Below are 26,381 nucleotides of genomic sequence, written 5' to 3' on the forward strand. Positions count from 1 at the left end.
TTGTTTGAATTTAATAATTTTGATGCTATTCAAATAGGATTAGCATCACCGGAACAGATCAGAGAATGGTCAAAAGGTGAAGTAAAAAAACCAGAGACTATAAACTATAGAACTTTAAAACCTGAAAGAGATGGGTTGTTTTGTGAAAGAATATTTGGACCAATTAAAGATTGGGAATGTCACTGTGGAAAATACAAGAGAGTAAGATATAAGGGAATAGTTTGTGATAGATGTGGTGTTGAAGTTACAAAATCTAAAGTAAGACGTGAAAGAATGGGGCATATCGAACTTGCTGCCCCAGTATCTCACATTTGGTATTTTAAAGGAATACCATCTCGTATGGGACTTATTTTAGATATGTCACCTAGATCTCTAGAAAAGATTCTTTATTTTGCTTCTTATGTAGTATTAGATCCAAAAGAAACATCACTACTTAAAAAACAAATCCTTAGTGAAAAAGAGTATAGAGAAGCTATTGATAAATTTGGAAATGATAGTTTTGTAGCTGGTATGGGTGCAGAATCTGTGAAAGTACTTTTACAAGATATAAACTTAGAAGAATTATCTAAGGAATTAAAAGAAGACCTAAAAACGAGTACAGGACAAAAAAGAATCAGAAGTATAAGAAGACTAGATGTGTCAGAATCATTTAGAAAATCTAAAAACAAACCTGAATGGATCATAATCGATGTAATACCAGTTATACCTCCTGATTTAAGACCGATGGTACAATTAGACGGAGGAAGATTTGCTACATCTGATTTAAATGATTTGTATAGAAGGGTAATAAACCGTAACAATAGGCTAAAAAAACTTCTAGATTTAGGTGCTCCAGATATAATTGTTAGAAATGAAAAAAGAATGCTCCAAGAAGCTGTAGATGCATTAATTGATAATGGAAGAAGAGGAAGGCCAGTTACGGGACCAGGGAACAGACCTTTAAAATCTCTATCTGACATGTTAAAAGGAAAGCAAGGAAGATTCAGGCAAAATTTACTTGGAAAACGTGTTGATTACTCAGGCCGTTCAGTTATAGTTGTTGGACCAGAGTTACAAATGTATCAATGTGGTCTTCCAAAAGAGATGGCTTTAGAATTATTTAAGCCTTTTGTTATGAAAAAGCTAGTTGGAAGTGGAGTAGCGCATAATATTAAGAGTGCTAAGAGAATGGTAGAGAGAGTTATGCCTCAAGTATGGGATGTACTTGAAGAAGTAATAGCTGATCACCCAGTACTATTAAATCGTGCACCTACACTTCATAGACTAGGAATTCAAGCTTTCCAACCTATACTTGTAGAAGGTAGGGCTATTAAACTACATCCGCTTGTATGTACGGCTTATAATGCTGACTTTGATGGAGATCAAATGGCGGTACATGTACCTCTATCTGTTGAAGCTCAAGCTGAAGCAAGGTTCTTAATGCTTGCTGCACATAACATTATGAAACCATCAGATGGTAAACCGGTTTGCGTACCTACTCAAGATATGGTTTTAGGAGCTTACTATTTAACTATTGATAAAGATGGTGCTAAAGGTGAGGGAAGATCATTCTCATCGCCAGATGAAGTAATAATGGCTTATCAAGTAAAGGATATTGATATTCATGCTAAAATTAAAGTTAAGTTATTTGGCACCGTTGATGGTGTAAGTATAACTTCAATTATAGAAACTACACCTGGAAAACTAATTTTCAATGAAACTATACCTCAAGATTTAGGGTTTATTGATAGAAGCATTCCTGGAAATGAATTGAAATTTGAGATAGACTTCTTGGTAAGTAAAAAGAATCTTGGTAGTATTATTGATAAATGCTACTTAAAATATGGGCCTTCAGAAACTTCTAAGATGCTAGACAAAATAAAGGCTAAGGGATATCATTACTCAACAATTGGAGCAATTACGGTTGCTACATCTGACATGGTGGTTCCAGAGGCTAAAAAAGCATTGTTAAAAGATGCGGATGAAACTGTTGAAAAAATTGAGAAGATGTATCGAAGAGGATTTATATCCGAGGAAGAAAGATACCAAAGAGTAATAGAAAAATGGACTAAAACTACAGAAGATGTGGCAAATGCACTAATGGATAGTTTGGATAAATTCAATCCGATATTCATGATGGCAGATTCAGGTGCCAGAGGGTCTAAGAGTCAGATCAAACAATTAGCAGGTATGAGAGGCCTTATGGCTAATCCATCTGGTAAGATAATTGAGTTGCCTATTAGAGCATCCTTTAGAGATGGACTAAGTGTATTAGAGTACTTTATTTCAACACATGGAGCTAGAAAAGGTAACGCAGATACAGCACTTAAAACAGCTGACTCAGGTTATTTAACAAGAAGGCTTGTTGATGTATGCCAGGATGTTATCGTAAGACACGAAGATTGTGGAACGGATGAAGGTTTTGAAGTTTCAGAAATTCGTGATGGAAGTGAAGTAATTGAACAGTTAGTTGAAAGATTGACTGGAAGATATTCCGCTGAAGATATTATTCATCCAAAAACAGGCAAAGTAATAGTTCCTAAGAATGAGTATATGGATATTAAGTTAGCAGAAGAAGTTCAAAAGTCTGGTGTAAAAAAAGTTATGATTAGATCGGTATTTACATGTAAGGCTAAAATTGGAGTTTGTTCTAAATGTTATGGAATGAATATGGCAACGTCTCAAAAGATTAACATTGGCGAAGCCGTAGGCATAATTGCAGCTCAATCTATAGGAGAACCGGGTACACAACTTACAATGAGAACATTCCATACAGGTGGAGTAGCAGGATCAGATATAACCCAAGGTCTTCCAAGAGTTGAGGAATTATTTGAAGCTAGAAAACCAAAGGGACTCGCAATAGTAAGTGATGTATGCGGTAGCGTTAAAATGGAAGATACTAAGAAAAAGAGAGTTGTCATTGTAATTGGTGATGCAGGGGAAGAACTAAGTTATGATATACCTTTTGGATCAAGATTAAAAGTTGCAAATGGTGATAGAATTGAGGCCGGAGATGAGATAATTGAAGGTTCAGTTAATCCGCACGATATTTTAAGAATAAAAGGCGTTAACGGAGTTAAAAATTATTTATCGTCAGAGGTACAGAAAGTTTATAGACTTCAAGGTGTTGATATAAATGATAAACATTTAGAGGTTGTTGTGAGACAGATGACAAGAAAAGTAAAGGTTGAGGAATCTGGAGATACTGAACTACTTCCAGGGAACTTAGTAGATATATTTGCTTTTGAAGATGCTAATGCAAAAATTGAAGCTGAAGGTGGAGTACCTGCTCAGGGGAAAATTTCTCTATTAGGTATAACTAAAGCGGCACTTGCAACAGAATCATTCTTGTCAGCAGCATCATTCCAGGAGACAACAAGAGTACTTACTGATGCGGCTATTAAGGGTAAAATTGATCCATTGCTTGGATTAAAAGAAAATGTAATAATTGGTAAACTGATACCTGCGGGTACTGGAATGACAAGATATAGAACAATAAAAATCAATACTGAAGATGATGAAAAGGTAGAAATTGAAAATGATTTGGAAGTATAGGTTGTAACTAGTTGACAGGGTGATAGTAAAATGATAAAATACACCTTGTGTGTGATTTAAATCGAGTAGATGCATCTTAATTAGGTAAATCTTTTGATTATAATTGTGAAGGGGGTTAGAAATGGTAGGTAAAATTGTAGGTCAGAAAGTCGTTGGAGTTAAACAAACCCTAAAAGCGTTAAAGAATAGTCGGGGTAAAGTTTTGTATATAGCCAAAGATGCTGATAGTAGTATTACTGATCCTATTCTAAAACTAGCCAAGGTTAATTCCCTACAAATAATATTTGTAGACACAATGAAAGAATTAGGAAATCTTTGTGATATAGATGTTGCATCAGCAACAGCATTGCGTTTCGAAGATTAAATTAATGCTAGCAACTAAATAATATAGATATATCCATGCGGTAACATTGCCATTTAGTTATGTTACGCTGCATTGATATAAATGAAGAACAGCTTACAAAAATGAGGGGGTGAAATCATGCCAACTATCAATCAATTAGTAAGAAAAGGCAGAAAGACATTAGCAACAAAATCAGCTGCACCAGCATTGAAGAACTGTCCGCAAAAAAGAGGAGTTTGTACAGTAGTTAAAACAACAACTCCTAAAAAGCCAAACTCAGCATTAAGAAAAGTAGCAAGAGTTAGACTTACAAACGGATACGAAGTTACTGCTTATATACCAGGTGTAGGCCACAATTTACAAGAACATAGTGTTGTACTTATAAGAGGTGGAAAAGTTAAGGATTTACCAGGAGTTAGATACCACGTCATCAGAGGGACATTAGACTCTGCTGGAGTTGCGGGCAGACTACAAAGTAGATCTAAATACGGTACTAAGAGACCAAAGCAAAAAAAATAATGCTTTGAATTAAGGTGCAATGTCTTCAGCATTTATATATATGAAAATTTATATTTACATACATTTGCAGGAGTACAGAGTACTTTGCGGTAGAGATATCGAGTACCTATGAGTTAATTAAAATTGTTAAGGAGGGAAGTAAAGTGCCGAGAAAAGGATATATTGCAAAAAGAGATGTATTACCAGATCCTATGTACAACAGCAAAGTCGTTACAAAGTTAATAAACAATGTAATGGAGGATGGTAAAAGAGGAGTAGCACAAAAAATATGCTATGAGGCTTTTGACATAATCAAAGAAAAAACAGGCAAAGAACCTTTAGAGGTTTTTGAAGAAGCATTAAATAATGTTATGCCATTACTTGAAGTAAAAGCTAGAAGAATAGGTGGAGCTAATTATCAAGTGCCTATCGAGGTTAGACCTGAGAGAAGACAGACATTAGGACTAAGATGGTTGCTTATTGCTGCAGATAATAGAGGAGAGAAGTATGCAAGAGAAAAACTTGCTAACGAATTACTCGAAGCTGCAAACAATACTGGAGCAGCAGTAAAGAAGAGAGAAGATATTCATAAAATGGCTGAAGCTAACAAGGCTTTTGCTCATTACAGGTATTAATATTAAAACTGTTTTGGCTTTGCCAAGACAGTTTTGTCAAATTTAAAATCACTCGTTGACAGGAGGCGCAAATAGTGGGTAGAGAATATTCTTTAGAAAAATTCCGTAATATAGGTATTATGGCTCATATTGATGCTGGTAAAACAACAACAACTGAGCGTATATTATTCTATACAGGAAAAACACACAAGATTGGTGAGGTTCATGATGGTGGAGCTACTATGGACTGGATGGTACAAGAACAGGAAAGAGGTATAACAATAACTTCTGCGGCTACAACTTGTTTCTGGAAGGGTTATAACATAAATATCATTGATACACCAGGGCACGTAGATTTCACAGTTGAAGTTGAAAGATCTTTAAGAGTACTTGATGGTGCAGTTTCTGTATTCTGTGCAAAAGGCGGAGTAGAACCACAATCAGAAACAGTATGGAGACAAGCGACTAAATATAAGGTACCAAGAATGGCATATGTTAACAAAATGGATATAATGGGTGCAGACTTCTATCACGTTGTAGACATGATGAGAGAAAGACTTCATGCTAATGCAGTTCCAATACAGCTTCCAATAGGTAAAGAAGAAGGCTTCCTAGGTATTATAGATTTAGTTAGAAATGTTGCAGAAGTCTATAGAGATGATTTAGGAACACAAATAGAAGAAATAGAAATTCCAGAAGATATGAAAGAGTTAGCAGAAGAATACAGATCGGCTATGGTTGAAGCAATAGCTGAACTAGATGAAGAGCTTATGATGAAATATCTTGATGGTGAAGAAATAAGTGAAGAAGAATTAAAAGCAGCATTACGAAAAGGTGTAATTAAGAATGAAATAGTACCTGTAATTTGTGGTTCTTCATATAAAAATAAAGGCGTTCAAATGATGATAGATGCTGTTATAGAATACATGCCGTCACCACTTGATATACCAGCTACCAAAGGACAAGATGTTGATACTGGTGAAGAAATGGAAAGACACCCAAGTGATGATGAGCCAATGGCAGCATTAGCGTTTAAAATAGCTACAGATCCCTTTGTTGGCAGACTTGCGTTTACAAGAGTTTACTCAGGCGTAATGAAAACTGGTACATATGTATTAAATGCTAACAAAGGTAAAAAAGAAAGAGTTGGTAGACTAGTTAAAATGCATGCTAATCACAGAGAAGAAGTTGAAGAATTACGTTCAGGAGAATTAGGTGCAGTAATTGGACTTAAAAACACAACTACTGGAGAAACTTTATGTGATGAAGATCATCCAATATTGTTTGAAACCATGGACTTCCCAGATCCAGTTATCCATGTAGCTATTGAGCCAAAAACAAAAGCTGGTCAGGAAAGAATGGGTATGTCTCTTGCAAAGCTTTCTGAAGAAGATCCTACTTTTCAAACTTATACTGATCAAGAAACAGGTCAAACAATAATTGGTGGTATGGGCGAGCTTCATCTAGAAATTATTGTTGATAGACTTCAAAGAGAATTTAAGGTTGAATGTAATGTAGGAAAACCACAAGTAGCTTATAAAGAAACAATACGAAAAGCAGTTAAAGCAGAAGGTAAATACATTAAACAATCAGGTGGACGTGGACAATACGGTCACTGTTGGATAGAGTTAATACCAACTACTGAACCTTACTCATTTGAAAATTGTACGGTTGGTGGATCTATTCCAAGAGAATTTATATCTCCAATTGAGAACGGAATTAAAGAAGCATCAAAGAATGGTATTCTTGGTGGATACCCAGTTCTTAACTTTAAAGTTAAAGTAGTTGATGGATCATACCATGATGTTGACTCAAACGAAATGGCATTTAAGGTTGCTGGTTCAATGGCATTCAAGAACGGTATGGCAAAAGCAGATCCAGTTTTGCTTGAACCAATAATGAAGGTCGAAGTAACAGTGCCAGAAGAGTATATGGGAGACGTTATGGGAGACATTAATTCAAGAAGAGGTAGAATAGAAGGAATGGAAGCTCAATCAGGCGCTCAAGTAATTAGAGCAATGGTTGCATTATCAGAAATGTTTGGATATGCTACGACGCTTAGATCAAGAACTCAGGGTAGAGGAGTATACAGTATGGAATTTGCTGCATACGAACCAGTTCCAAAGGGTATTCAAGAACAAGTTATAGGAAGTAAATAACAAGCAAAATATAAGATAATATGCAAATATAAGGAGGAATACAAAATGGCAAAGGCAAAGTTTGAAAGAAGCAAACCACACGTAAACATTGGAACAATAGGGCACGTAGATCACGGCAAGACAACATTAACAGCTGCAATAACAGCAGTACTCGCAACTAAAGGTTTAGCAGAAGTATCTAGGTTTGACCAAATTGACAAAGCACCTGAGGAAAGAGAAAGAGGAATTACAATAAATACATCACATGTTGAGTATGAAACAGATAATAGACATTATGCACATGTTGATTGCCCAGGGCATGCAGATTATGTAAAGAACATGATCACAGGCGCAGCACAAATGGATGGAGCAATTCTAGTTGTTAGTGCAGCAGATGGCCCAATGCCTCAAACAAGAGAGCATATACTATTAGCAAGCAGAGTTGGAGTAGGATATATAGTAGTATTCTTAAACAAAGCAGATATGGTAGATGATCCAGAATTATTAGAACTTGTTGAAATGGAAGTAAGAGAATTATTAAGTGAGTATGACTTCCCTGGTGACGACATTCCAGTAGTAACAGGATCAGCATTAAAAGCATTAGAAAACCCAACTGATGAAGAAGCATCAAAATGCATAGCTGAATTAATGGAAGCAGTAGATAGCTACATTCCAACACCAACAAGAGCAACAGATAAAGCATTCTTAATGCCAGTAGAAGATGTATTCACAATCACAGGTAGAGGAACAGTTGCTACAGGAAGAGTTGAAGCTGGGATACTTAAGGTTGGAGAAGAAGTAGAAATCGTAGGACTTAGCGAAGATAAAAGAAAAGTTGTATGTACAGGAGTTGAAATGTTCAGAAAACTTTTAGATCAAGCAATGGCCGGAGACAACATCGGAGCATTACTAAGAGGAGTACAAAGAACAGATATTCAAAGAGGTCAAGTACTTTCTAAGCCAGGTTCAATACATCCACATGATAAATTTGTAGGTCAAGTATATGTACTTAAAAAAGAAGAAGGCGGAAGACATACTCCATTCTTCGACGGATATAGACCACAATTTTATTTCAGAACAACTGATGTAACTGGATCAATAAAATTACCAGACGGAATGGAAATGGTAATGCCAGGAGATCACATAGACATGAATGTTGAACTAATCACTCAAGTAGCAATGGATGAGGGATTAAGATTCGCAATCAGAGAAGGTGGAAGAACAGTAGGTTCAGGAGTTGTTACTTCAATAGTTAAATAATAATTTACAATGTATTTATAACCATCAATTGATGAATTTCAATAATAATAAAAGCTTTTATTATTAAGGAGAAGAGGACGCTCTTCTCCTTTTAAATACAATAAAACTTTTGTATAAATATAAGCAGGAACCACAAATATAAAAATTATGAAATAATAGTGAAAAAATACTTGTCAAAGCAAAAGAAGTGTTGTATACTTTAGAAGTTGTATTGTGGTAACAGTGATGAGGTAAGAGGTTGCCGGACTTCCGGGTAATTCTTCACCGAGCATGTCCTGATCTTGAATCGGACGACGGGGTTCCTACGATTGTTTCATGCATTTATTACATGAAACACCCGGAGCAGTTTACAGAACATCCGCTGTTGCACGTAAGAAGTAGAGCGTGCGATGAAAAGGAGGAAATAATAATGATAAAACAAAAAATCAGAATTAGATTAAAGGCTTTTGATCACAACATATTAGATCAATCAGCTGAGAAAATTGTTCAAACAGCTAAAAGTACAGGAGCTAAAGTAGCTGGTCCAGTACCGCTACCTACAGAAAAAGATGTAATTACAGTGTTGAGAGCTCCACACAAGTATAAAGATTCAAGAGAACAATTTGAAATAAGAACTCATAAGAGACTAATAGATATAATTAGTCCATCACCTAAAACTGTTGATGCCTTAATGAGATTAGACTTACCAGCTGGTGTTGATATCGAAATAAAACTATAAGCGTACATATAAGTGCGATTAAGCGTATAAGTATAATTACTGTACGTAAGCATTAAATTAATATTACTAACTGTTATGATCACTAATGTGGTCCGCTAATAAGTAGGAGGTGTATTTTCATGAAAAAAGCAATAATGGGTAAAAAACTTGGTATGACTCAAATATTTGATGAAAATAAAAGAGTTGTTCCAGTAACAGTTGTTGAAGCAGGTCCATGTGTTGTTATTCAAAAGAAAACTATCGAAAATGATGGTTACAATGCAATTAAAGTTGGCTTTGGTGACATAAGAGAAAAGTTAGTTAACAAACCAATGCAAGGACAATTTGCTAAAGCAGGAACATCTTTAAAAAGATTCGTAAAAGAATTTAGAATGGAAGATATAAGTGCTTATGAAGTAGGTCAAGAATTTAAGGCAGATATATTTGCTGCTGGAGATAAAATTGACGTATCAGGAATATCTAAGGGAAAAGGATTCCAAGGTTGTATTAAAAGATGGAATCAGCATACAGGACCAATGAGTCATGGATCTAAATTCCATAGAGCAGTTGGATCAATGGGAGCATCTTCCGATCCATCAAAAACGTTTAAAAACAAACGTATGCCAGGTCATATGGGTAATGTTAGTAGAACAGTAATAAACCTTGAAATAGTTAAAGTAATGCCTGAAAAGAACATTATATTAGTTAAAGGTGGTATACCGGGACCTAACAAAGGCACAGTTGTAATAAGAAATGCTGTTAAAGCGTAACTTTAAAGAAAGGAGGATGCAGAATGCTTACATTAGATTTATTTAGTAAAGAAGGACAAAAGGTTGGAGATATTCAACTAAATGAAAATATATTTGGAGTTGAAGTCAACACAGATGCTATGCATCAAGTTGTAGTAGCACAACTTGCAAATAAAAGACAAGGAACTCAATCAGCTAAAACTAGAGCTGAGGTTCGAGGCGGTGGTATAAAGCCTTGGAGACAAAAAGGAACTGGTAGAGCAAGACAAGGTTCTATAAGAGCACCACAATGGATACATGGTGGTATAGTATTTGCTCCAAAGCCAAGAGATTACCGTATGTCTGTACCGAAGACAATGAGAAGAGTTGCTTTCAAATCAGCTTTATCAGCTAAGGTAGCTTCAAATGAAATGATAGTTATAGATAGTTTAGAATTTGACTCACCAAAAACTAAAGCAATGTTAGAGGTTTTAAAAGCTTTTGATGCTAAAAAAACTTTAATAGTTGTTGAAAAGTCAGAAGAAAATATCTATAAATCAGCAAGAAACATACCTGGAGTACAAGTATCACCAGTAAATAATTTGAATGTTTATGACATACTAAAGTATGAAAAATTCATAGTTACAAAGGATGCTGTATCTAAAATTGAGGAGGTGTATATATAATGAAGCTAACTAGCCATGATATTATAAGAAAACCGATAATTACTGAAAAAAGTATGGCTGTAATGGCGGAAAAAAAATACACCTTTATAGTTGATATTCATGCAAATAAAACTCAAGTTAAAAAAGCAGTAGAAGAAGTATTTGGAGTTAAAGTTGAAAATGTAAGAACACTAAGAAATATAGGTAAAACTAAAAGAGTTGGGGTTCACATTGGAAAAAGAGCTGACTTCAAAAAAGCTATTGTTACTTTAACAACAGAAAGCAAGACAATTGAGTTTTTTGATGGAATGTAATTATTAAGCAGGTATTGGCAGAGGCCAGATAAGCGAGAAAGAAGGAGGAAAGTCACATGGGAATTAAGAAATTTAGACCGACCACACCTTCAAGAAGAAATATGACTATGGCTGATTTCGCAGAAATAACAACAGATAAGCCATTAAAATCACTTCTTGTAAGCACAAAAAGATCAGGTGGTAGAAATAATCAAGGTAAAATAACTGTTCGTCACCGAGGTGGTGGAGCAAAACAAAGTTACAGACTAATAGATTTCAAGAGAACTAAAGATAATATTCCAGCAAAAGTTTCTACAATTGAGTACGATCCAAATAGATCTGCTTACATAGCTCTTGTTGCATATTCTGATGGTGAAAAAAGATACATAATTGCTCCAGTTGGATTAAAAGTTGGAGATGTAATTGTATCCGGTGCTGATTCTGATATAAAAGTTGGGAATACTCTTCCAATAATTAATATACCAACAGGTTCTACGATTCATAATATAGAACTACAGGTTGGAAAAGGTGCTCAACTTGTAAGATCAGCAGGTTCTTCAGCGCAACTTATGGCTAAAGAAGGAGAATATGCTCAAGTAAGACTTCCAAGTGGTGAAGTAAGATATGTTAGAGTAAATTGTAGAGCTACTATAGGAACGGTTTCTAATGTAACTCATGGTATTGTTAACATAGGTAAAGCAGGAAGAAAAAGACACTTAGGGTTTAGACCTACAGTCAGAGGTTCAGTAATGAATCCTTGCGATCATCCACATGGTGGTGGAGAAGGTAAATCTCCTATAGGTCACGCTAGTCCGATGACTCCATGGGGTAAACCGGCACTAGGATATAAAACTAGGAAAACCAAAAAATACTCTGACAAATTTATTGTCAAGGGAAAAAATAGAAAATAGTTTGAAGAGAATTTAAATTCTTTTTAAAACAATGGTTACGGTGTATGAAGGGAGGCCACAAAAATGAGTAGATCAGTTAAAAAAGGACCTTATGTACAAGAAGTTTTGTTAAACAGAATTAACGAAATGAATAAAAATGGCGAGAAAAAAGTAATAAAGACTTGGTCAAGAAGTTCTACTATTTTCCCGCAAATGATAGGGCATACTATCGCAGTACATGATGGAAGAAAACATGTACCAGTTTATGTTTTAGAAGATATGGTAGGACATAAATTAGGCGAATTTGCTTTAACTAGAACATTTAAAGGACACATTGTTAGAGAAAAAACAAGCAGAGTAAAATAGTGTGGAAGGAGGAGACAATCATGGAGGCTAAAGCTATAGCTAAATATGTGAGAACGTCCTCAATGAAAATCGGGATTGTTCTTGATTTAATAAGAGATAAAAATGTAAATGAAGCTTTTGCTATATTACAATACACTCCAAAAAATGCAGCTGAAGTAGTAACTAAAGTACTAAAATCAGCTGTAGCAAATGCAGAGAACAATTTAAATTTAGATATCAATAGACTATACGTTGCTAAGGCTTATGCATGTCAGGGTCCAACACTTAAGAGATTTAGACCGCGTGCACAAGGAAGAGCTTATAGAATAAGAAAAAGATCTAGCCATATAACTATTATAGTTACGGAAAGATCATAAGAAGGAGGGTTTTAGCGTGGGACAAAAAGTACATCCACACGGCTTTAGGGTTGGTGTAATAAAAGACTGGAGTTCTAAATGGTATGCAGATAAAAAGAATTTTGCAGATAATCTTGTTGAAGATTTTAAGATTAGAGAATTCTTAAAAAGTAAACTTTACACAGCTGGAATTTCTAAAATTGAAATTGAAAGAGCTGCTAAAAGAGTTAAAATCAACATACACACTGCTAAACCAGGAATGGTTATTGGTAGAGGTGGCTCTGGAATTGAAGTTATAAAGTTAGACATGAAAAAAATTATAACAGATAAGAATGTTTTAATTAACATAGTAGAAGTAAAACAAGCTGAAAACAACGCTCAATTAATGGCTGAAAATGTTTCTTCGCAATTAGAAAAGAGAATTTCTTTTAGAAGAGCAATGAAACAAACAATTCAAAGAGCTATGAGATCTGGCGTAAAAGGTGTTAAAATTTCATGTGGAGGAAGACTTGGCGGAGCAGAAATAGCTAGGACTGAACACTATCATGAAGGTACAATACCATTACAAACTTTGAGAGCTGATATAGACTATGGATTTGCAGAAGCAGATACAATATATGGTAAAATTGGCGTAAAAGTTTGGGTATATAGAGGCGAAGTTCTTCCTACAAAGAAAATCGTTAAGGAAGAAATAAAAGCGTAGAAGTGTAAGGAAGGAGGAATAAGACATGTTAATGCCTAAGAGATCTAAACATCGTAAGGTTCAACGTGGTAGAATGAGAGGAAAAGCTACAAGAGGAAACTTTATTGCATATGGTGAGTATGCATTACAAGCTATGGAATGTGGCTGGGTTAAAAGTAATCAAATAGAAGCTGCCAGAGTTGCTATCAATAGAGAAGTAAAAAGAGGCGGAAAGGTTTGGATAAAAATCTTCCCTGATAAGCCAGTAACTGAAAAACCGGCTGAAACTCGTATGGGATCTGGTAAAGGATCAGTAGAATATTGGGTAGCAGTTGTTAAACCAGGTAGAGTCTTATTTGAAATTGCAGGAGTAACAGAAGAAGCTGCTAGAGAAGCAATGAGACTTGCTTCACACAAACTTCCAATTAAAACTAAGTTTGTATCTAGAAAAGATTTTGAGGAAATGGGTGGTGAAGTCATTGAAGGCTAATGAATTAAAAGAATTAAGACAAAGTAATCCTCAAGATTTGCTAGTGAAAATGTCTGATCTAAAGGCAGAATTATTTAACCTTAGATTTCAGTTAGCTACAGGGCAACTAGAAAACCCTATGAGAATTAAACAAGTGAAAAAATCTATAGCCCAAATTAAGACCATTCTTAGGCAAGAAGAAATAAAAGCTTTTGAACAGTAAAACTGAAAGGAGGTTGCTCTTGTGGAAAGAAATAATAGAAAAACAAGAACAGGTAAAGTAGTTTCTGATAAAATGGATAAGACAATAGTTGTTGCAATTGAAACAAAAGTTCGTCACCCACTATACGGAAAAATACTTAACACAACAACAAAATTTAAAGCTCATGATGAAAAAAATGAAGCTAAAATCAATGATAAAGTTACAATTATGGAAACTAGACCATTGTCTAAAGATAAAAGATGGAGAATTACTGGAATAGTTGAAAAAGCTAAATAGTATTTCGGTCTAACAACTGAAAGGAGGGTATTTGATATGATACAACAGCAATCGAGATTAAAAGTTGCGGATAATTCTGGTGCAAAGGAAATTATGTGTATTAGAGTATTAGGTGGTTCTAAGAGAAAATGGGGAAACATCAGCGATACAATAGTTGCTAGCGTAAAAAGTGCAACACCAGGTGGAGTTGTTAAAAAAGGTGAAGTAGTTAAGGCAGTTATAGTTAGATCAGTAAAAGGATTAAGAAGAGCGGATGGATCATACGTTAAATTTGATGATAATGCAGCTGTTATCATAAAAGACGACAAAACCCCAAAGGGAACTCGTATATTCGGACCTGTTGCAAGGGAGTTAAGAGATAAAGACTTCAGTAAGATCTTATCATTAGCGCCTGAAGTTCTATAAGATAGGAGGTGTCTAACATGGCAGTTAAAAAAATGCACGTAAGAAAAAAAGATACAGTAATGGTTATATCAGGTAAAGACAAAGGCAAAATAAGCGAAGTCTTAGCTGTATACCCTAAAACTGGTAAAGTTTTAGTGAAAGATGTTAGTGTAATTACAAAACATCAAAAACCAAGCAAACAAAATATGCAAGGTGGAATAACTCACAGAGAAGCAGCTATAAATAGTTCAAAAGTTATGTTATATTGTACAAAATGCAAAAATGTAACAAGAATAAGTAGCAAAATTCTAGAAGATGGAACTAAAGTAAGAGTTTGTAAGAAATGTGTAGAAACATTTTAATTCCTGAAAGGAGGTTTAACATATGAGTTCAAGACTACAAGAAAAATATGATAATGAAGTAGTTCAAGCGCTAATGGAAAAATTCGGTTATAAAAATATAATGGAAGTACCAAAGCTTGAAAAAATTGTTTTAAATATGGGAGTTGGAGAAGCTAAAGACAATTCTAAAGTTTTAGATGCAGCTCTTAGCGATATGCAGATTATAGCGGGTCAAAAACCAATTATAACAAGAGCGAAGAAGTCAATAGCTAACTTCAAGTTAAGAGAAAATACTCCAATAGGTTGTAAAGTTACATTAAGAAAAACTCAAATGTTCGAATTTGCAGATAAATTAATGAACGTTGCATTACCTAGAGTTAGAGATTTTAGAGGAGCTTCTTCTAAAGCATTTGACGGAAGAGGGAATTACGCTATAGGGATTAAAGAACAACTTATATTTCCTGAAATAGATTATGATAAAATTGATAAAATTAGAGGAATGGATATAATATTTGTTACTACAGCAAAGACAGACGAGGAAGCAAGAGAGTTATTAAGATTCCTTGGAATGCCATTTGCTCAATAATAGGGAGGGAAACATATGGCACGTAAGGCTTTAATAGAAAAATGGAAAAAAGAACCTAAATTTACAACTAGAGCTTATACAAGATGTAGACTTTGTGGAAGACCACATTCTGTTTTACAAAAATTTGGTATATGCCGTATCTGTTTTAGAGAGCTTGCACACAAGGGAGAAATTCCTGGTTGCAGAAAAGCAAGTTGGTAATTAGAACATTCTAATGAAAGGAGGCACGAAAAATGGTTATGACTGACCCAATCGCAGATTTGCTAACACGTATAAGAAATGCAAATGTTGTTAGACATGAAATAGTAGAAATACCTTCTTCAACTATAAAGAAGGAAATTGCAAATATATTGCTTCAAGAAGGATATCTTAAAAACATTGAAGAGTATAATGATGGCGTTGTTCCAATGATGAGACTTGCAATGAAGTATGGTCAAAACAAGGAAAGAGTTATCACTGGACTTAAGAGAATATCTAAGCCAGGTTTAAGAGTATATTCTAAAAATGAGGATATTCCAAAGGTACTAAACGGATTAGGAGTTGCTATAATATCAACTTCAAAAGGTCTAGTAGCAGATAGAGATGCTAGAAAATTAGGTTTAGGCGGAGAAGTTATTTGTTACATTTGGTAATATAATAATTTTGATGCATAACAGTATTGAGTTATTATGTACATAGTAATAATAGATAATTCATGGAAAAACAAAATTGTTATGTGCCTAAAGTAAGATAGAGACTAAACAATTAAGAATTGGTTAGTATTTAAAAGGAACATACGAGACGTAGCAATTAATAATTGTTATGTGTCTAAAAAGAATACAGGAGGTGTAAGTATGTCGAGAATCGGAAGACTTCCAGTAGCTATACCTAATGGAGTGACTGTTGCAGTTTCACCAATGAATGTTGTAAATGTAAAAGGACCAAAAGGTGAGTTAACTCAAAGCATGAGTACTAAAATGAATATAGCTATGGAAGATAATACTGTAGTAGTTACAAGACCAAGCGATGTAAAAGAACATAGAGCTCTTCATGGATTAACAAGATCATTGATAAACAATATGGTTATTGGAGTAACAGAGGGATACCAAAAAACGCTTGAGTTAGTTGGTGTTGGTTATAGAGCTCAGTTAAAAGGCACTAAAATAACATTAAGTCTTGGATATTCACATCCAGTTGAAATAGATGCAGTTGCAGGAATCCAATTTGAATTACCTGATGCTAACAAAATTATAGTAAAAGGTACTGATAAACAATTAGTTGGAGCTGTTGCAGCAACAATAAGAGCTTGGAGAAAACCAGAACCTTACAAAGGAAAAGGAATTAGATATGCTGGCGAAGTTGTCAGACGTAAGGAAGGTAAAACAGGTAAATAAAGTAGGAAGGAGTGAATGATGTGTTCAAGAAGGAAGATAGACAAAAGTCAAGAGTTAAGCGTCATCTTAGAGTTCGTAAAAAGATCTCTGGTACAGCACAAAGACCTAGATTAGCTGTATATAGAAGTGAAAAGAACATATATGCTCAAGTAATAGATGATGTTGCAAGAATCACACTAGTTTCTGCTTCAAGCGTAGATAAAGCTTTTGAACAAAAGATAGGAAGCAATAAAGATGCTGCTAAATTAGTAGGAAAAATGATTGCTGAAAGAGCGCTTGAAAAAGGAATAGAAGAAGTAGTATTTGATAGAGGCGGATATGTATACCACGGTAGAGTGCAAATTCTCGCTGAGGGAGCAAGAGAAGCTGGACTTAAATTCTAAGAGAAGGAGGGAAACACATGAAAATAGATCCTAGCACATTAGATCTTAAAGAAAAAGTAGTTAATATAAACAGAGTTGCTAAGGTTGTTAAAGGTGGAAGAAACTTCAGATTCAGCGCACTAGTTGTTGTTGGAGACGAAAACGGACACGTTGGCGTTGGAATGGGTAAATCTGTAGAAATTCCTGAAGCAATTAGAAAAGGAATAGAAGATGCTAAAAAGAACTTAATAAATGTAGCTATGGTTGGAACAACTATTCCACATACTATTGATGGAAAGTTTGGTACTTCGGTTATACACATAATGCCAGGTGCTGAAGGTACAGGAATTTTAGCTGGTGGTCCAGTTAGAGCAGTTCTAGAATTATCAGGATTAAAGGATGTTAGAGCTAAATCTTTAGGCTCTAGTAATGCAAGAAATGTGGTTAATGCTACTATCGAAGGTTTAGCAGGTTTAAGAACAGTAGAAGACGTTGCTAAATTAAGAGGCAAGACCGTAGAAGAAATTTTAAGATAGGAGGGGAAAACCTTGGCTAAAGTTAAAATAACATTGGTTAAAAGCTTAATAGGTAGAAAGAAAGAACACATAGCTACAGTTAATGCTTTAGGATTAAAAAAAATAAGAAATAGTGTTGAGCACGAGGAAACTCCTCAGATCAAAGGTATGATAAACAAAATTATATATCTAGTAAAAGTAGAGCAAGTATAAAAAAGAGGAGGTGTTGACATGAAACTTCAAGATTTAAGACCTGCGGAAGGTTCCAAAAAATCTCCTAAGAGAATCGGTAGAGGTACTGGTTCAGGATGGGGAAAAACTGCAGGAAGAGGTCAAGATGGACAAAACTCTAGATCAGGTGGAGGAACAAGACCAGGATTTGAAGGAGGTCAGATGCCTTTATACAGAAGATTACCTAAAAGAGGGTTCACAAATATTTTTGCGAAAAAATATTCTTGTATAAATGTAGATAGACTGAATATGTTCGAAGATGGTACAGAAGTTACAACAGAATTGCTATTAGAGAGAAGAGTCATAAGAAAAGCATATGACGGAGTTAAGATACTTGGAAATGGTGATTTAGAAAAGAAATTAACTGTAAAAGTATCAAGATTTTCTAAAGGAGCAGCTGAGAAAATTGAAACAGCTGGAGGAAAAGTTGAGGTGATATAAATGTTATCAACCCTACGTAATGCCTGGAAAGTTCCTGATTTAAAAAAGCGTATGATATTCACGCTACTTATGGTTGCAATTATGCGGATGGGTATTTATATTCCTGTTCCTGGTGTAGATGCTAGCAAACTTGTAGACTTAACTAGTAATGGTGGAACTTTAATTAGTTTTTATGATATGATGTCAGGTGGTGCATTAAGTAAATTTAGCATTTTTGCTATGGGTGCTGGTCCATACATAAACGCATCAATTATAATGCAGTTACTCGTAATAGCAGTCCCGTATTTAGAGCAACTTTCTAAAGAAGGGCTTGAAGGACGTAAGAGAATACAAGATCTTACTAGATATGTTTCAATAGTGCTGGGTGCTTTACAGGCCCTCGGTATGTATGCAGTTATTGCAGGTACTGGAGCATTCTCAGATACATCTAGTTTAGCCATATTTTTAGTGATACTAACGATGACTACTGCATCAACATTTTTGGTGTGGATAGGTGAACAAATCACAGGTAAAGGTATAGGTAATGGTATTTCATTAATAATTTTTATTAATATTGTATCTGGATTACCTTCAACGGTGTATAAAATTGCTGAACTTCAGAAGGCAGGCACTGTAAATTTTGTAGAGGTTATGATGTTTATTGTAGTTGCTATAGCATTATTAATTGCAGTAGTAATAGCAAGTTTAGGTGAAAGAAGAATTCCAGTTCAATATGCTGGAAAAGCTGTTGGAAACAAGGTTTTTAAAGGACAATCAACTCATATTCCAATTGGTGTAACTGCATCTGGAGTTATCGGTATAATTTTTGCAATGTCAGTAATGACATTCCCAGAAACAATAGCACAGATTAAACCGACATCTTCAATTGCAAAGTTCATTGTAGGAAGTCCTTGGAGCATATTTGAAAGAAACAGTTGGAAGTATTCATTGGTGTATTTTGTATTAATAGTATTCTTTACATGGTTTTATACTCAGGTAACATTTAAACCAGATGAAATGGCTGAAAATATGCATAAATCATCAGGTTTCATACCAGGAATTAGACCGGGTGAGAATACAGCAACTTATATCGATAAGGTATTGACTAAGATTTCGATACTGGGAGGAACTTTTGCCGCTGTTATAGCAATATTCCCTATTTTTATAGAGGGATATACTCACTTTAAGGGAATATATTTTGGAGGTACAATGTTATTAATTATGGTGAATGTTGCTCTTGAGACTTTAAGACAACTTGAATCACAATTAGTAATGCGGCATTACCAAGGATTCCTTAAATAAATTATTACCAGGAGATGATACTATGAGAATAATCTTGTTAGGTCCTCCGGGAGCCGGAAAAGGAACGCAAGCAAAATCCATAAGTAATAAATTTTCCATACCACATATATCAACAGGGGACATATTCAGGAAGAATATTTCAGAAAAAACCCCTCTTGGAATTGAAGCTAAGAAACATATTGATAAGGGTCACTTAGTCCCAGATGAATTGACTATAGATATAATCAAGGATAGGTTAAATAATGAAGATTGTAGTAATGGATTTTTACTAGATGGCTATCCTAGAACTGTTAATCAAGGTGAAGCCTTAAAAACTTTATTAGACGGAAAGGGTAACACCCTTGATACAGCGTTATTAATAAAGGTGCCTAGAGAATTTATTCTAGGTAGAATGACTGGTAGAAGGGTTTGTCTTACATGCGGTGCTAGCTATCATATTACATTCAATCCGCCGAAAGTGGACGGAAAATGTAATTTGTGTGGAAGTGATATTGTACAAAGAGCTGATGACACTGAAGAAACCGTTAATGAACGGATAGACATATATGAGGCTCAAACACAACCATTGATAAAGTACTATGATGATAAAAACTTACTATCAGTAGTTGATGGGACGCTAGAAATTAACAGCGTGTTTGAAAGTATCTGTGGTATCTTAGAAGAAATAAAAAAATGATAAACATAAAAAGTGATATGGAAATTCAATACATGAGAAGTGCGGGTAAAGTGGTTTCAGAAGCTCTTGTAATAATTGAACAGGTAATAAAACCTGGAATAACCACTGCAGAACTGGATAAATTAGCTGAAGAGTTCATAGTAAAACAAGGTGCTAAACCATCTTTTAAGGGTTATTGTGGATTTCCAGCTTCCATATGTACATCTGTTAATGATGAAGTGGTTCATGGGATTCCATCTAACCGTATTTTACTTGAAGGAGACATAATTAGCATAGATTGTGGTGCCATATTAAATGGCTATCATGGAGATGCTGCTAGAACTTTTCCAGTAGGAAAAGTATCCAATGAAGCTACAATGCTCATTGAGGTCACTAAAAACAGTTTCTTTAAGGGTGTTGAAAAAGCTATAATCGGTAATAGATTATCAGATATATCTGCGCAAATTCAGTGTTATGCTGAAGGCCATAGATATTCTGTGGTTAGGGATTTTGTAGGTCATGGAATTGGTAAGTCAATGCATGAGGAACCAGAAATTCCTAATTATGGTGTTCCAAATAGAGGACCTAAGTTAGTTCATGGTATGGTACTTGCAATTGAACCTATGATAAATATAGGAAAGCATTATGTCAAAGTAAAGTCTAATAAGTGGACGGTAGTAACGCGAGATGGCAGTTTATCTGCACATTATGAAAATACTGTTGCTATTTTAAAAAATGGTCCTGAAATATTAACTTTGAACTAATAGAGGTGAATGATTTGGAGAAAAATAGCCTTATAGGTAAGGTAGTACATTCTAAAGCGGGAAGGGATATGCATAGAAATTTTATTGTGGTAGGAATACTAAATAACGAATATGTGTATATTTCTGATGGAGAGTTAAGAAAGATTGAGAAGCCTAAGAAAAAGAAGGTTAAACATCTAAAATTTACTCACACAGTAGCTGAGGAAATTAGAGATATAATTTTATCTAATAAAGAGGTTACTAATTCTAAAATTAAAATATTTTTGCAGTCTGCAGATATTGGTAAGGAGGTTTAATTACCTTATGTCAAAAGATGATATAATTGAAATGCAAGGTGTGGTATTAGAAACTTTGCCCAATGCAATATTTCAAGTTGAGCTTGAGAGTGGGCATAAAATATTAGCTCATATTTCAGGAAAGTTAAGAATGAATTTCATAAGAATATTACCAGGAGACAAGGTTACAGTAGAACTTTCCCCATATGATTTGACTCGTGGGAGAATAACTTGGAGAGACAAGTAATAAGGAGGGTTAGCTATGAAAGTAAGGCCATCAGTTAAACCTATGTGTGAAAAATGTAAGGTTATAAAGAGAAAAGGAAGAGTAATGGTTATCTGTGAAAATCCTAAACATAAACAAAAGCAAGGTTAATCGGTTTTATTTACAAATGATATTGAATTAAATATCAAAGCTAATATATTAATAAATGTTTATCATATCGTTTTTAATTATAGATGTGATAAATTATAACAACAATTACGTGGGAGGTGTAAACAGTAAATGGCAAGAATAGCAGGTATTGACCTACCAAGGGAAAAAAGAATTGAAATAGGTTTAACATATATATTTGGTATTGGTTTAACTAAATCACAGGGAATCCTTAAAACAACAGGAGTAAATCCTGACACAAGAGTTAAGGACTTAACTGAAGAAGAAGTTAATGAATTAAGAACATACATCACTAAGAACTTTATTATTGAAGGTGACTTAAGAAGAAGAGTTGCACTAGATATAAAAAGGTTAATGGAAGTTGGATGTTATAGAGGAATAAGACATAGAAAAGGTCTTCCAGTAAGAGGACAAAAAACTAAAACTAATGCTAGAACAAGAAAAGGCCCTAAGAAAACAATGGCGGGTAAGAAGAAATAGTAAGGAGGGAATGTAATGGCTCAAAAAGTTAAAAGAAGTAGAAGAAAAAAAGAAAGAAAAAATGTTGAGCACGGTTGTGCACACATAAAGTCTACTTTCAATAATTCCATCGTTACACTTACAGATGCAGCTGGTAATGCTTTATCTTGGGCAAGTGCAGGTGGATTAGGTTTTAGAGGATCAAGAAAGAGTACTCCATTTGCAGCTCAAATGGCAGCAGAAGCTGCTACAAAAGCAGCTATGGAGCACGGATTAAAGAGTGTTGACGTATTCGTTAAAGGACCAGGAGCAGGTAGAGAAGCGGCAATTAGATCACTTCAAGCGGCTGGATTAGAAATTACATTAATCAAAGACGTTACTCCAATTCCACATAATGGATGTAGACCACCGAAAAGAAGAAGAGTATAGTACTTAATATAGTAATTAGTAAATTAATTAGTAGAGTAAATAGGAGGTGTAATTTGAATGGCAAGATATACTGGAGCTACTTGTAGACTTTGTAGAAGAGAAGGCATGAAGCTAAACCTTAAGGGTGATAGATGCTTTACAGATAAATGTGCATTTGCCAGAAGAGGCTATGCACCAGGACAACATGGACAGAGTAAGAAAAAAATGTCTAATTATGGATTACAATTGAGAGAAAAACAAAAGGCTAAGAGAATATACGGAGTGCTTGAAAGTCAATTTAGAAGATACTATGAAAAAGCTGACAAGTTAAGAGGAATAACAGGTGAAAACTTATTAAGACTTTTAGAAGTTAGACTTGATAATGTAGTTTATAGATTGGGTTACGGAAATTCAAGACAAGAAGCTAGGCAACTAGTAACTCACGGACATTTCTTAGTTAATGGTAAAAAGGTAGATATTCCTTCTTACAGTTTAACAGCAAATGAAGTAGTATCTGCATGTGAAAAGAGCAGAGCTACTGAGAAGTTTAAGGTTTTCATTGAAAATCCTAAAGCTTTACCAAATTGGTTAGAAGCTAACTTAGAGAAATTTGAAGGAAAAGTTTTAGCACAACCAACTAGGGAAGATATAGATGTTCCTGTTAATGAAACGTTAATCGTCGAGTTATACAGCAAATAGTCATTAATATAGAATCAGTTGCCCTCATAATAGGTTGCCAATTAAAAAAGAGGAGGGTTTATTATGTTAGAGATAGAAAAGCCAAAAATAGAATGTGTAGAAACAGCTGAAGATGGTTCTTATGGTAGATTCGTAATTGAACCATTGGAAAGAGGCTATGGTATAACTTTAGGGAATGCATTAAGAAGAATTCTTCTTTCTTCATTACCTGGAGTTGCTACAAGTGCAGTTAAGATTGATACAGTACTTCACGAATTCTCCACTGTTAAAGGTGTTAAAGAAGATGTTACAGAATTAATTCTAAACATCAAAAGCTTAGCACTTAAAATGGAGGGAGAAGGTCCTAAAACAATTTATATTGATGCTAAAGGACCTGGAGTAGTTACTGGAGCAGATATTAATACTGATGGAGATATAGAAGTCGTTAATACCGATTTACATATAGCAACATTAGATGATGATGCTAAATTATACATGGAACTAACTGTTAACAAAGGTAGAGGATATGTGTCTATGAGTAAAAACAAGACAGATGAATTGCCAATAGCTACAATACCAGTAGATTCAATTTACACTCCAGTTAAGAGAGTAAATTTTGCTGTTGAAAACACTAGAGTAGGCCAGATTACTGATTATGATAAATTAACTATTGAAATTTGGACTAATGGAACAATTAGACCAGATGAAGCTATTGGTTTATCAGCTAAAATCCTTATCGAACACTTTAAGTTATTTATGACATTAACAGATCATGCTGATAATGTTGAAATAATGGTTGAAAAAGAAGAAGATAAGAAAGAAAAAGTTCTTGAGATGACTATTGAAGAACTTGACCTTTCCGTTAGAAGCTATAATTGCTTAAAAAGAGCTGGAATTAATACAGTTCAAGAACTAACAGAAAGATCAATGGATGATATGATGAAAGTTAGAAATTTAGGTAAGAAATCACTTGAAGAAGTTGAACAGAAACTTCAAGCTTTGAGTTTGAACTTAAAACTAACTGAAGAGTAAGGAGGAGAACACATGGCACAATATCGTAAATTAGGACGCGCCACTGATCAAAGAATTGCAATGTTTAGAAGTCTTGCAACTAATTTGTTGAAATATGGAAAAATTGAAACTACAGTAACTAGAGCAAAAGAAACTAGAAAATTTGCTGAAAGAATGATAACTCTTGGAAAAAGAGGAGATCTTCATGCTAGAAGGCAAGCACTTGCATTTATTACTGAAGAAAGCGTTGTTAAAGATTTATTTGAGAATATTGCACCCAAGTATGCTGAGAGAAACGGCGGATATACTAGGATAATGAAAATGGGTCCAAGAAGAGGCGACGCAGCAGAAATGAGCATAATAGAATTAGTATAGTTTGAGAAAAGGGGATTAAGTGGGAACAAACTTAATCCCCATTTTCATATTCATATTTATAAACGTAGGGAGTGACACTTATGGGTGAAAAAATGGTTATATGTAATAAACTTGTTTATAAGTACCCTCGAAGTGAAGATGAACAACCTAAAGTAGCCATAGATGGATTAGATTTAGAGGTTAACAAGGGTGAATTTTTAGTAGTATTAGGTCATAACGGCTCAGGAAAATCTACCTTTGCTAAACATGTAAATGCACTTTTAATACCAACTGAAGGGGAAATCTATGTAGATGGATTGCAAACCTCTGTAGAATCTAATCTATGGAAAATTAGGAATGTAGCTGGCATGGTATTTCAAAATCCAGATAATCAAATTGTTGCAACGATTGTAGAAGAAGATGTAGCATTTGGTCCAGAGAACTTAGGCCTAGATCCTAAAGAAATTAGACAAAGAGTGGATGAATCATTAAAAAATGTAAAAATGTACGAATATACAAAACATGCTCCACATTTACTTTCAGGTGGTCAAAAACAAAGGGTAGCTATCGCTGGTATTCTTGCTATGAGGCCGAAGTGTATTGTTTTTGATGAACCAACAGCTATGCTTGATCCATTTGGGAGAAAAGAAGTTATTAGAACTATTAAAGAAATAAACAAAAAACATGGCATAACAATAATTTTAATAACCCACAACATGGAAGAATCAGTAGAAGCTGATAGAATTGTAGTTATGGATAGTGGCAAAATCGTAATGAATGGAAAACCTAAAGAAATATTTAGAAATGTACCTGTTATGAAAAAAATAGGTTTAGATGTTCCAATGGTGACAGAACTAGCGTATGAACTTAAGCAAAGTGGTATTAATATAGAAACAGATATATTAACTATAAATGAGATGGTGAATGCATTATGTCAATTAAAATAGAAAACTTAACGTATATATATATGCCAAAAACTCCTTTTGAAAAAAAAGCTATAGATAATGTATCTATAGAAATAAAGCAAGGGGAATTTGTAGCACTAATTGGGCATACAGGTTCAGGGAAATCTACCCTAATACAACATATAAACGGACTGTTAAAACCAACATCAGGTAGAATATTAGTAGACGACATAGATATAACAAACAAAAATGTGAAATTGACAAACATAAGAAAAAAGGTTGGACTAGTATTTCAGTATCCTGAATATCAACTTTTTGAAGAAACTATTGAAAAAGACATTGCTTTTGGGCCACAAAATTTAGGCTTAGATAATGATGAAATAAACAAAAGAGTTCAGCGAGCTATGAAAATTGTTGGACTGGATTATGAAGAGTATAAGGACAAATCACCTTTTGAAATAAGTGGTGGTCAAAAGAGAAGAGTAGCTATTGCAGGAGTAGTGGCTATGCAGCCAAAGGTCTTAATTTTAGATGAACCAACTGCAGGACTCGATCCAAAAGGAAGAGACGATATCTTAAGTAAGCTTGTTGAATTGTACAACCAAAATGACATGACTATAATTTTAGTATCGCATAGTATGGAAGATGTGGCCAAGGTTGCAAATAGAATTGTAGTAATGGATAAAGGAAAGTGTATTCTAGACGGGTCGCCACAGAAGGTATTTAGTGAAATAGAATTATTAGAAAGTGTAGGTCTAGCAGTGCCACAGGCAACATACTTAATTAGGGAACTACGTAATAAAGGATTCGATTTATCACAAGATATATTTACCTTAGAAAAAGCTAAACAAGAATTGCTTAGAATATTAAAAAAGAATTAGTATAAATTTTTTGTATTAAGAAGACATCATATATAAAGCAGTAATATGTGCTTCTTTCAGCACAGTGGAGGA

Annotated in this window: 40 protein-coding genes; all 40 read left to right on the plus strand. The window is 34.5% G+C overall.

Annotation, left to right across the window (positions count from 1 at the left end):
- The 40 genes from rpoC (at nt 1) to KTC94_RS12700 (ending at nt 26,309) form a co-directional block, all read left to right on the plus strand.
- Complete coding sequence (rpoC, locus tag KTC94_RS12505; protein WP_216302362.1) at nt 1-3,534, plus strand: DNA-directed RNA polymerase subunit beta'; 3,534 nt, start codon at nt 1-3, stop codon at nt 3,532-3,534.
- A gap of 121 nt (nt 3,535-3,655) precedes the next feature.
- A complete protein-coding gene (locus tag KTC94_RS12510) occupies nt 3,656-3,898 on the plus strand; it encodes a ribosomal L7Ae/L30e/S12e/Gadd45 family protein (protein ID WP_165414406.1) in 243 nt (80 codons plus the stop codon).
- A 117-nt stretch (nt 3,899-4,015) separates the two neighbouring features.
- Complete coding sequence (gene rpsL / locus KTC94_RS12515; RefSeq protein ID WP_165414407.1) at nt 4,016-4,396, plus strand: 30S ribosomal protein S12; 381 nt, start codon at nt 4,016-4,018, stop codon at nt 4,394-4,396.
- Nucleotides 4,397-4,539: 143 nt separating this feature from the next.
- Nucleotides 4,540-5,010, plus strand: a complete 471-nt coding sequence (rpsG, locus tag KTC94_RS12520; protein ID WP_165414408.1) for a 30S ribosomal protein S7 — start codon at nt 4,540-4,542, stop codon at nt 5,008-5,010.
- A 74-nt stretch (nt 5,011-5,084) separates the two neighbouring features.
- Nucleotides 5,085-7,148, plus strand: a complete 2,064-nt coding sequence (gene fusA / locus KTC94_RS12525; protein ID WP_216302363.1) for an elongation factor G — start codon at nt 5,085-5,087, stop codon at nt 7,146-7,148.
- A gap of 45 nt (nt 7,149-7,193) precedes the next feature.
- Nucleotides 7,194-8,387 (plus strand): elongation factor Tu, encoded by a 1,194-nt coding sequence (gene tuf / locus KTC94_RS12530; protein WP_216302359.1) that lies wholly within the window; start codon nt 7,194-7,196, stop codon nt 8,385-8,387.
- A gap of 409 nt (nt 8,388-8,796) precedes the next feature.
- Nucleotides 8,797-9,105 carry a 30S ribosomal protein S10 gene (gene rpsJ, locus KTC94_RS12535; RefSeq protein ID WP_071614633.1) on the plus strand — a complete coding sequence of 103 codons (309 nt, stop codon included), beginning with the start codon at nt 8,797-8,799 and terminating at the stop codon, nt 9,103-9,105.
- Between the two features lie 119 nt (nt 9,106-9,224).
- A complete protein-coding gene (gene rplC, locus KTC94_RS12540; protein ID WP_165414236.1) occupies nt 9,225-9,854 on the plus strand; it encodes a 50S ribosomal protein L3 in 630 nt (209 codons plus the stop codon).
- A 23-nt stretch (nt 9,855-9,877) separates the two neighbouring features.
- A complete protein-coding gene (gene rplD, locus KTC94_RS12545; RefSeq protein WP_216302364.1) occupies nt 9,878-10,498 on the plus strand; it encodes a 50S ribosomal protein L4 in 621 nt (206 codons plus the stop codon).
- Nucleotides 10,498-10,791: a 50S ribosomal protein L23 gene (gene rplW, locus KTC94_RS12550; RefSeq protein ID WP_165414238.1), complete on the plus strand. Its 294-nt coding sequence runs from the start codon at nt 10,498-10,500 to the stop codon at nt 10,789-10,791. Before rplD ends, rplW begins: the two co-directional genes overlap by 1 nt.
- A 56-nt stretch (nt 10,792-10,847) precedes the next feature.
- Entirely contained in the window at nt 10,848-11,681 is an 834-nt protein-coding gene (rplB, locus tag KTC94_RS12555; protein WP_165414239.1) for a 50S ribosomal protein L2, read from the plus strand.
- Nucleotides 11,682-11,744: 63 nt separating this feature from the next.
- Complete coding sequence (gene rpsS, locus KTC94_RS12560; protein WP_165414240.1) at nt 11,745-12,026, plus strand: 30S ribosomal protein S19; 282 nt, start codon at nt 11,745-11,747, stop codon at nt 12,024-12,026.
- Nucleotides 12,027-12,046: 20 nt separating this feature from the next.
- Entirely contained in the window at nt 12,047-12,382 is a 336-nt protein-coding gene (rplV, locus tag KTC94_RS12565) for a 50S ribosomal protein L22 (protein WP_165414241.1), read from the plus strand.
- A gap of 16 nt (nt 12,383-12,398) precedes the next feature.
- Nucleotides 12,399-13,064 (plus strand): 30S ribosomal protein S3, encoded by a 666-nt coding sequence (gene rpsC, locus KTC94_RS12570; protein ID WP_216302365.1) that lies wholly within the window; start codon nt 12,399-12,401, stop codon nt 13,062-13,064.
- A gap of 25 nt (nt 13,065-13,089) precedes the next feature.
- The gene (gene rplP, locus KTC94_RS12575) at nt 13,090-13,533 is read left to right on the plus strand and encodes a 50S ribosomal protein L16 (RefSeq protein WP_165414243.1); all 444 of its coding nucleotides are present in this window, start codon (nt 13,090-13,092) and stop codon (nt 13,531-13,533) included.
- On the plus strand, nt 13,523-13,735 hold the full coding sequence (gene rpmC, locus KTC94_RS12580; protein WP_165414244.1) for a 50S ribosomal protein L29: 213 nt from the start codon (nt 13,523-13,525) through the stop codon (nt 13,733-13,735). Before rplP ends, rpmC begins: the two co-directional genes overlap by 11 nt.
- Nucleotides 13,736-13,756: 21 nt before the next feature.
- On the plus strand, nt 13,757-14,011 hold the full coding sequence (gene rpsQ, locus KTC94_RS12585; RefSeq protein ID WP_165414245.1) for a 30S ribosomal protein S17: 255 nt from the start codon (nt 13,757-13,759) through the stop codon (nt 14,009-14,011).
- A 36-nt stretch (nt 14,012-14,047) separates the two neighbouring features.
- Nucleotides 14,048-14,416: a 50S ribosomal protein L14 gene (gene rplN / locus KTC94_RS12590; RefSeq protein WP_165414246.1), complete on the plus strand. Its 369-nt coding sequence runs from the start codon at nt 14,048-14,050 to the stop codon at nt 14,414-14,416.
- Nucleotides 14,417-14,433: 17 nt separating this feature from the next.
- A complete protein-coding gene (gene rplX, locus KTC94_RS12595; RefSeq protein WP_216302366.1) occupies nt 14,434-14,757 on the plus strand; it encodes a 50S ribosomal protein L24 in 324 nt (107 codons plus the stop codon).
- Between the two features lie 22 nt (nt 14,758-14,779).
- Nucleotides 14,780-15,322: a 50S ribosomal protein L5 gene (rplE, locus tag KTC94_RS12600; RefSeq protein WP_165414247.1), complete on the plus strand. Its 543-nt coding sequence runs from the start codon at nt 14,780-14,782 to the stop codon at nt 15,320-15,322.
- A 15-nt stretch (nt 15,323-15,337) separates the two neighbouring features.
- Nucleotides 15,338-15,523, plus strand: coding sequence for a type Z 30S ribosomal protein S14 (locus tag KTC94_RS12605; RefSeq protein WP_165414248.1), 186 nt, complete (start codon nt 15,338-15,340; stop codon nt 15,521-15,523).
- A gap of 32 nt (nt 15,524-15,555) precedes the next feature.
- Nucleotides 15,556-15,954 carry a 30S ribosomal protein S8 gene (gene rpsH, locus KTC94_RS12610; RefSeq protein ID WP_165414249.1) on the plus strand — a complete coding sequence of 133 codons (399 nt, stop codon included), beginning with the start codon at nt 15,556-15,558 and terminating at the stop codon, nt 15,952-15,954.
- A 201-nt stretch (nt 15,955-16,155) separates the two neighbouring features.
- Nucleotides 16,156-16,695 carry a 50S ribosomal protein L6 gene (gene rplF / locus KTC94_RS12615; RefSeq protein WP_216302367.1) on the plus strand — a complete coding sequence of 180 codons (540 nt, stop codon included), beginning with the start codon at nt 16,156-16,158 and terminating at the stop codon, nt 16,693-16,695.
- Between the two features lie 20 nt (nt 16,696-16,715).
- Nucleotides 16,716-17,078 carry a 50S ribosomal protein L18 gene (rplR, locus tag KTC94_RS12620; RefSeq protein ID WP_165414251.1) on the plus strand — a complete coding sequence of 121 codons (363 nt, stop codon included), beginning with the start codon at nt 16,716-16,718 and terminating at the stop codon, nt 17,076-17,078.
- Between the two features lie 17 nt (nt 17,079-17,095).
- Nucleotides 17,096-17,593: a 30S ribosomal protein S5 gene (rpsE, locus tag KTC94_RS12625; protein WP_165414252.1), complete on the plus strand. Its 498-nt coding sequence runs from the start codon at nt 17,096-17,098 to the stop codon at nt 17,591-17,593.
- Nucleotides 17,594-17,605: 12 nt separating this feature from the next.
- On the plus strand, nt 17,606-17,785 hold the full coding sequence (rpmD, locus tag KTC94_RS12630; protein WP_216302368.1) for a 50S ribosomal protein L30: 180 nt from the start codon (nt 17,606-17,608) through the stop codon (nt 17,783-17,785).
- 18 nt (nt 17,786-17,803) lie between these two features.
- The gene (gene rplO, locus KTC94_RS12635; RefSeq protein WP_165414254.1) at nt 17,804-18,244 is read left to right on the plus strand and encodes a 50S ribosomal protein L15; all 441 of its coding nucleotides are present in this window, start codon (nt 17,804-17,806) and stop codon (nt 18,242-18,244) included.
- Nucleotides 18,245-19,525 (plus strand): preprotein translocase subunit SecY, encoded by a 1,281-nt coding sequence (gene secY, locus KTC94_RS12640; protein ID WP_220319771.1) that lies wholly within the window; start codon nt 18,245-18,247, stop codon nt 19,523-19,525.
- 22 nt (nt 19,526-19,547) lie between these two features.
- On the plus strand, nt 19,548-20,201 hold the full coding sequence (locus KTC94_RS12645; RefSeq protein ID WP_216302370.1) for an adenylate kinase: 654 nt from the start codon (nt 19,548-19,550) through the stop codon (nt 20,199-20,201).
- Nucleotides 20,198-20,944, plus strand: a complete 747-nt coding sequence (map, locus tag KTC94_RS12650) for a type I methionyl aminopeptidase (protein ID WP_216302371.1) — start codon at nt 20,198-20,200, stop codon at nt 20,942-20,944. The genes KTC94_RS12645 and map overlap by 4 nt, the downstream gene beginning before the upstream one ends.
- Nucleotides 20,945-20,958: 14 nt before the next feature.
- Nucleotides 20,959-21,240 (plus strand): RNA-binding protein, encoded by a 282-nt coding sequence (locus KTC94_RS12655; RefSeq protein ID WP_216302372.1) that lies wholly within the window; start codon nt 20,959-20,961, stop codon nt 21,238-21,240.
- A 7-nt stretch (nt 21,241-21,247) separates the two neighbouring features.
- On the plus strand, nt 21,248-21,466 hold the full coding sequence (gene infA / locus KTC94_RS12660; protein ID WP_125002904.1) for a translation initiation factor IF-1: 219 nt from the start codon (nt 21,248-21,250) through the stop codon (nt 21,464-21,466).
- Between the two features lie 15 nt (nt 21,467-21,481).
- On the plus strand, nt 21,482-21,595 hold the full coding sequence (gene rpmJ, locus KTC94_RS12665) for a 50S ribosomal protein L36 (RefSeq protein ID WP_021122033.1): 114 nt from the start codon (nt 21,482-21,484) through the stop codon (nt 21,593-21,595).
- 129 nt (nt 21,596-21,724) lie between these two features.
- Nucleotides 21,725-22,093: a 30S ribosomal protein S13 gene (gene rpsM, locus KTC94_RS12670; RefSeq protein ID WP_216302373.1), complete on the plus strand. Its 369-nt coding sequence runs from the start codon at nt 21,725-21,727 to the stop codon at nt 22,091-22,093.
- A 15-nt stretch (nt 22,094-22,108) separates the two neighbouring features.
- Nucleotides 22,109-22,501, plus strand: coding sequence for a 30S ribosomal protein S11 (gene rpsK / locus KTC94_RS12675; protein ID WP_165414260.1), 393 nt, complete (start codon nt 22,109-22,111; stop codon nt 22,499-22,501).
- 57 nt (nt 22,502-22,558) lie between these two features.
- Nucleotides 22,559-23,179, plus strand: coding sequence for a 30S ribosomal protein S4 (gene rpsD, locus KTC94_RS12680; RefSeq protein ID WP_165414261.1), 621 nt, complete (start codon nt 22,559-22,561; stop codon nt 23,177-23,179).
- Between the two features lie 63 nt (nt 23,180-23,242).
- On the plus strand, nt 23,243-24,190 hold the full coding sequence (locus tag KTC94_RS12685) for a DNA-directed RNA polymerase subunit alpha (protein WP_216302374.1): 948 nt from the start codon (nt 23,243-23,245) through the stop codon (nt 24,188-24,190).
- Between the two features lie 12 nt (nt 24,191-24,202).
- Complete coding sequence (gene rplQ / locus KTC94_RS12690) at nt 24,203-24,544, plus strand: 50S ribosomal protein L17 (protein ID WP_165414263.1); 342 nt, start codon at nt 24,203-24,205, stop codon at nt 24,542-24,544.
- 80 nt (nt 24,545-24,624) lie between these two features.
- Complete coding sequence (locus KTC94_RS12695) at nt 24,625-25,470, plus strand: energy-coupling factor transporter ATPase (RefSeq protein WP_220319772.1); 846 nt, start codon at nt 24,625-24,627, stop codon at nt 25,468-25,470.
- Nucleotides 25,455-26,309, plus strand: coding sequence for an energy-coupling factor transporter ATPase (locus KTC94_RS12700; protein ID WP_165414265.1), 855 nt, complete (start codon nt 25,455-25,457; stop codon nt 26,307-26,309). Before KTC94_RS12695 ends, KTC94_RS12700 begins: the two co-directional genes overlap by 16 nt.
- The last annotated feature ends 72 nt before the right edge of the window (nt 26,310-26,381 follow it).

It is taken from the genome of Clostridium sp. CM028, assembly GCF_030585565.1.
GTDB classification, from domain to species: Bacteria; Bacillota; Clostridia; order Clostridiales; family Clostridiaceae; genus Clostridium_AD; species Clostridium_AD estertheticum_B.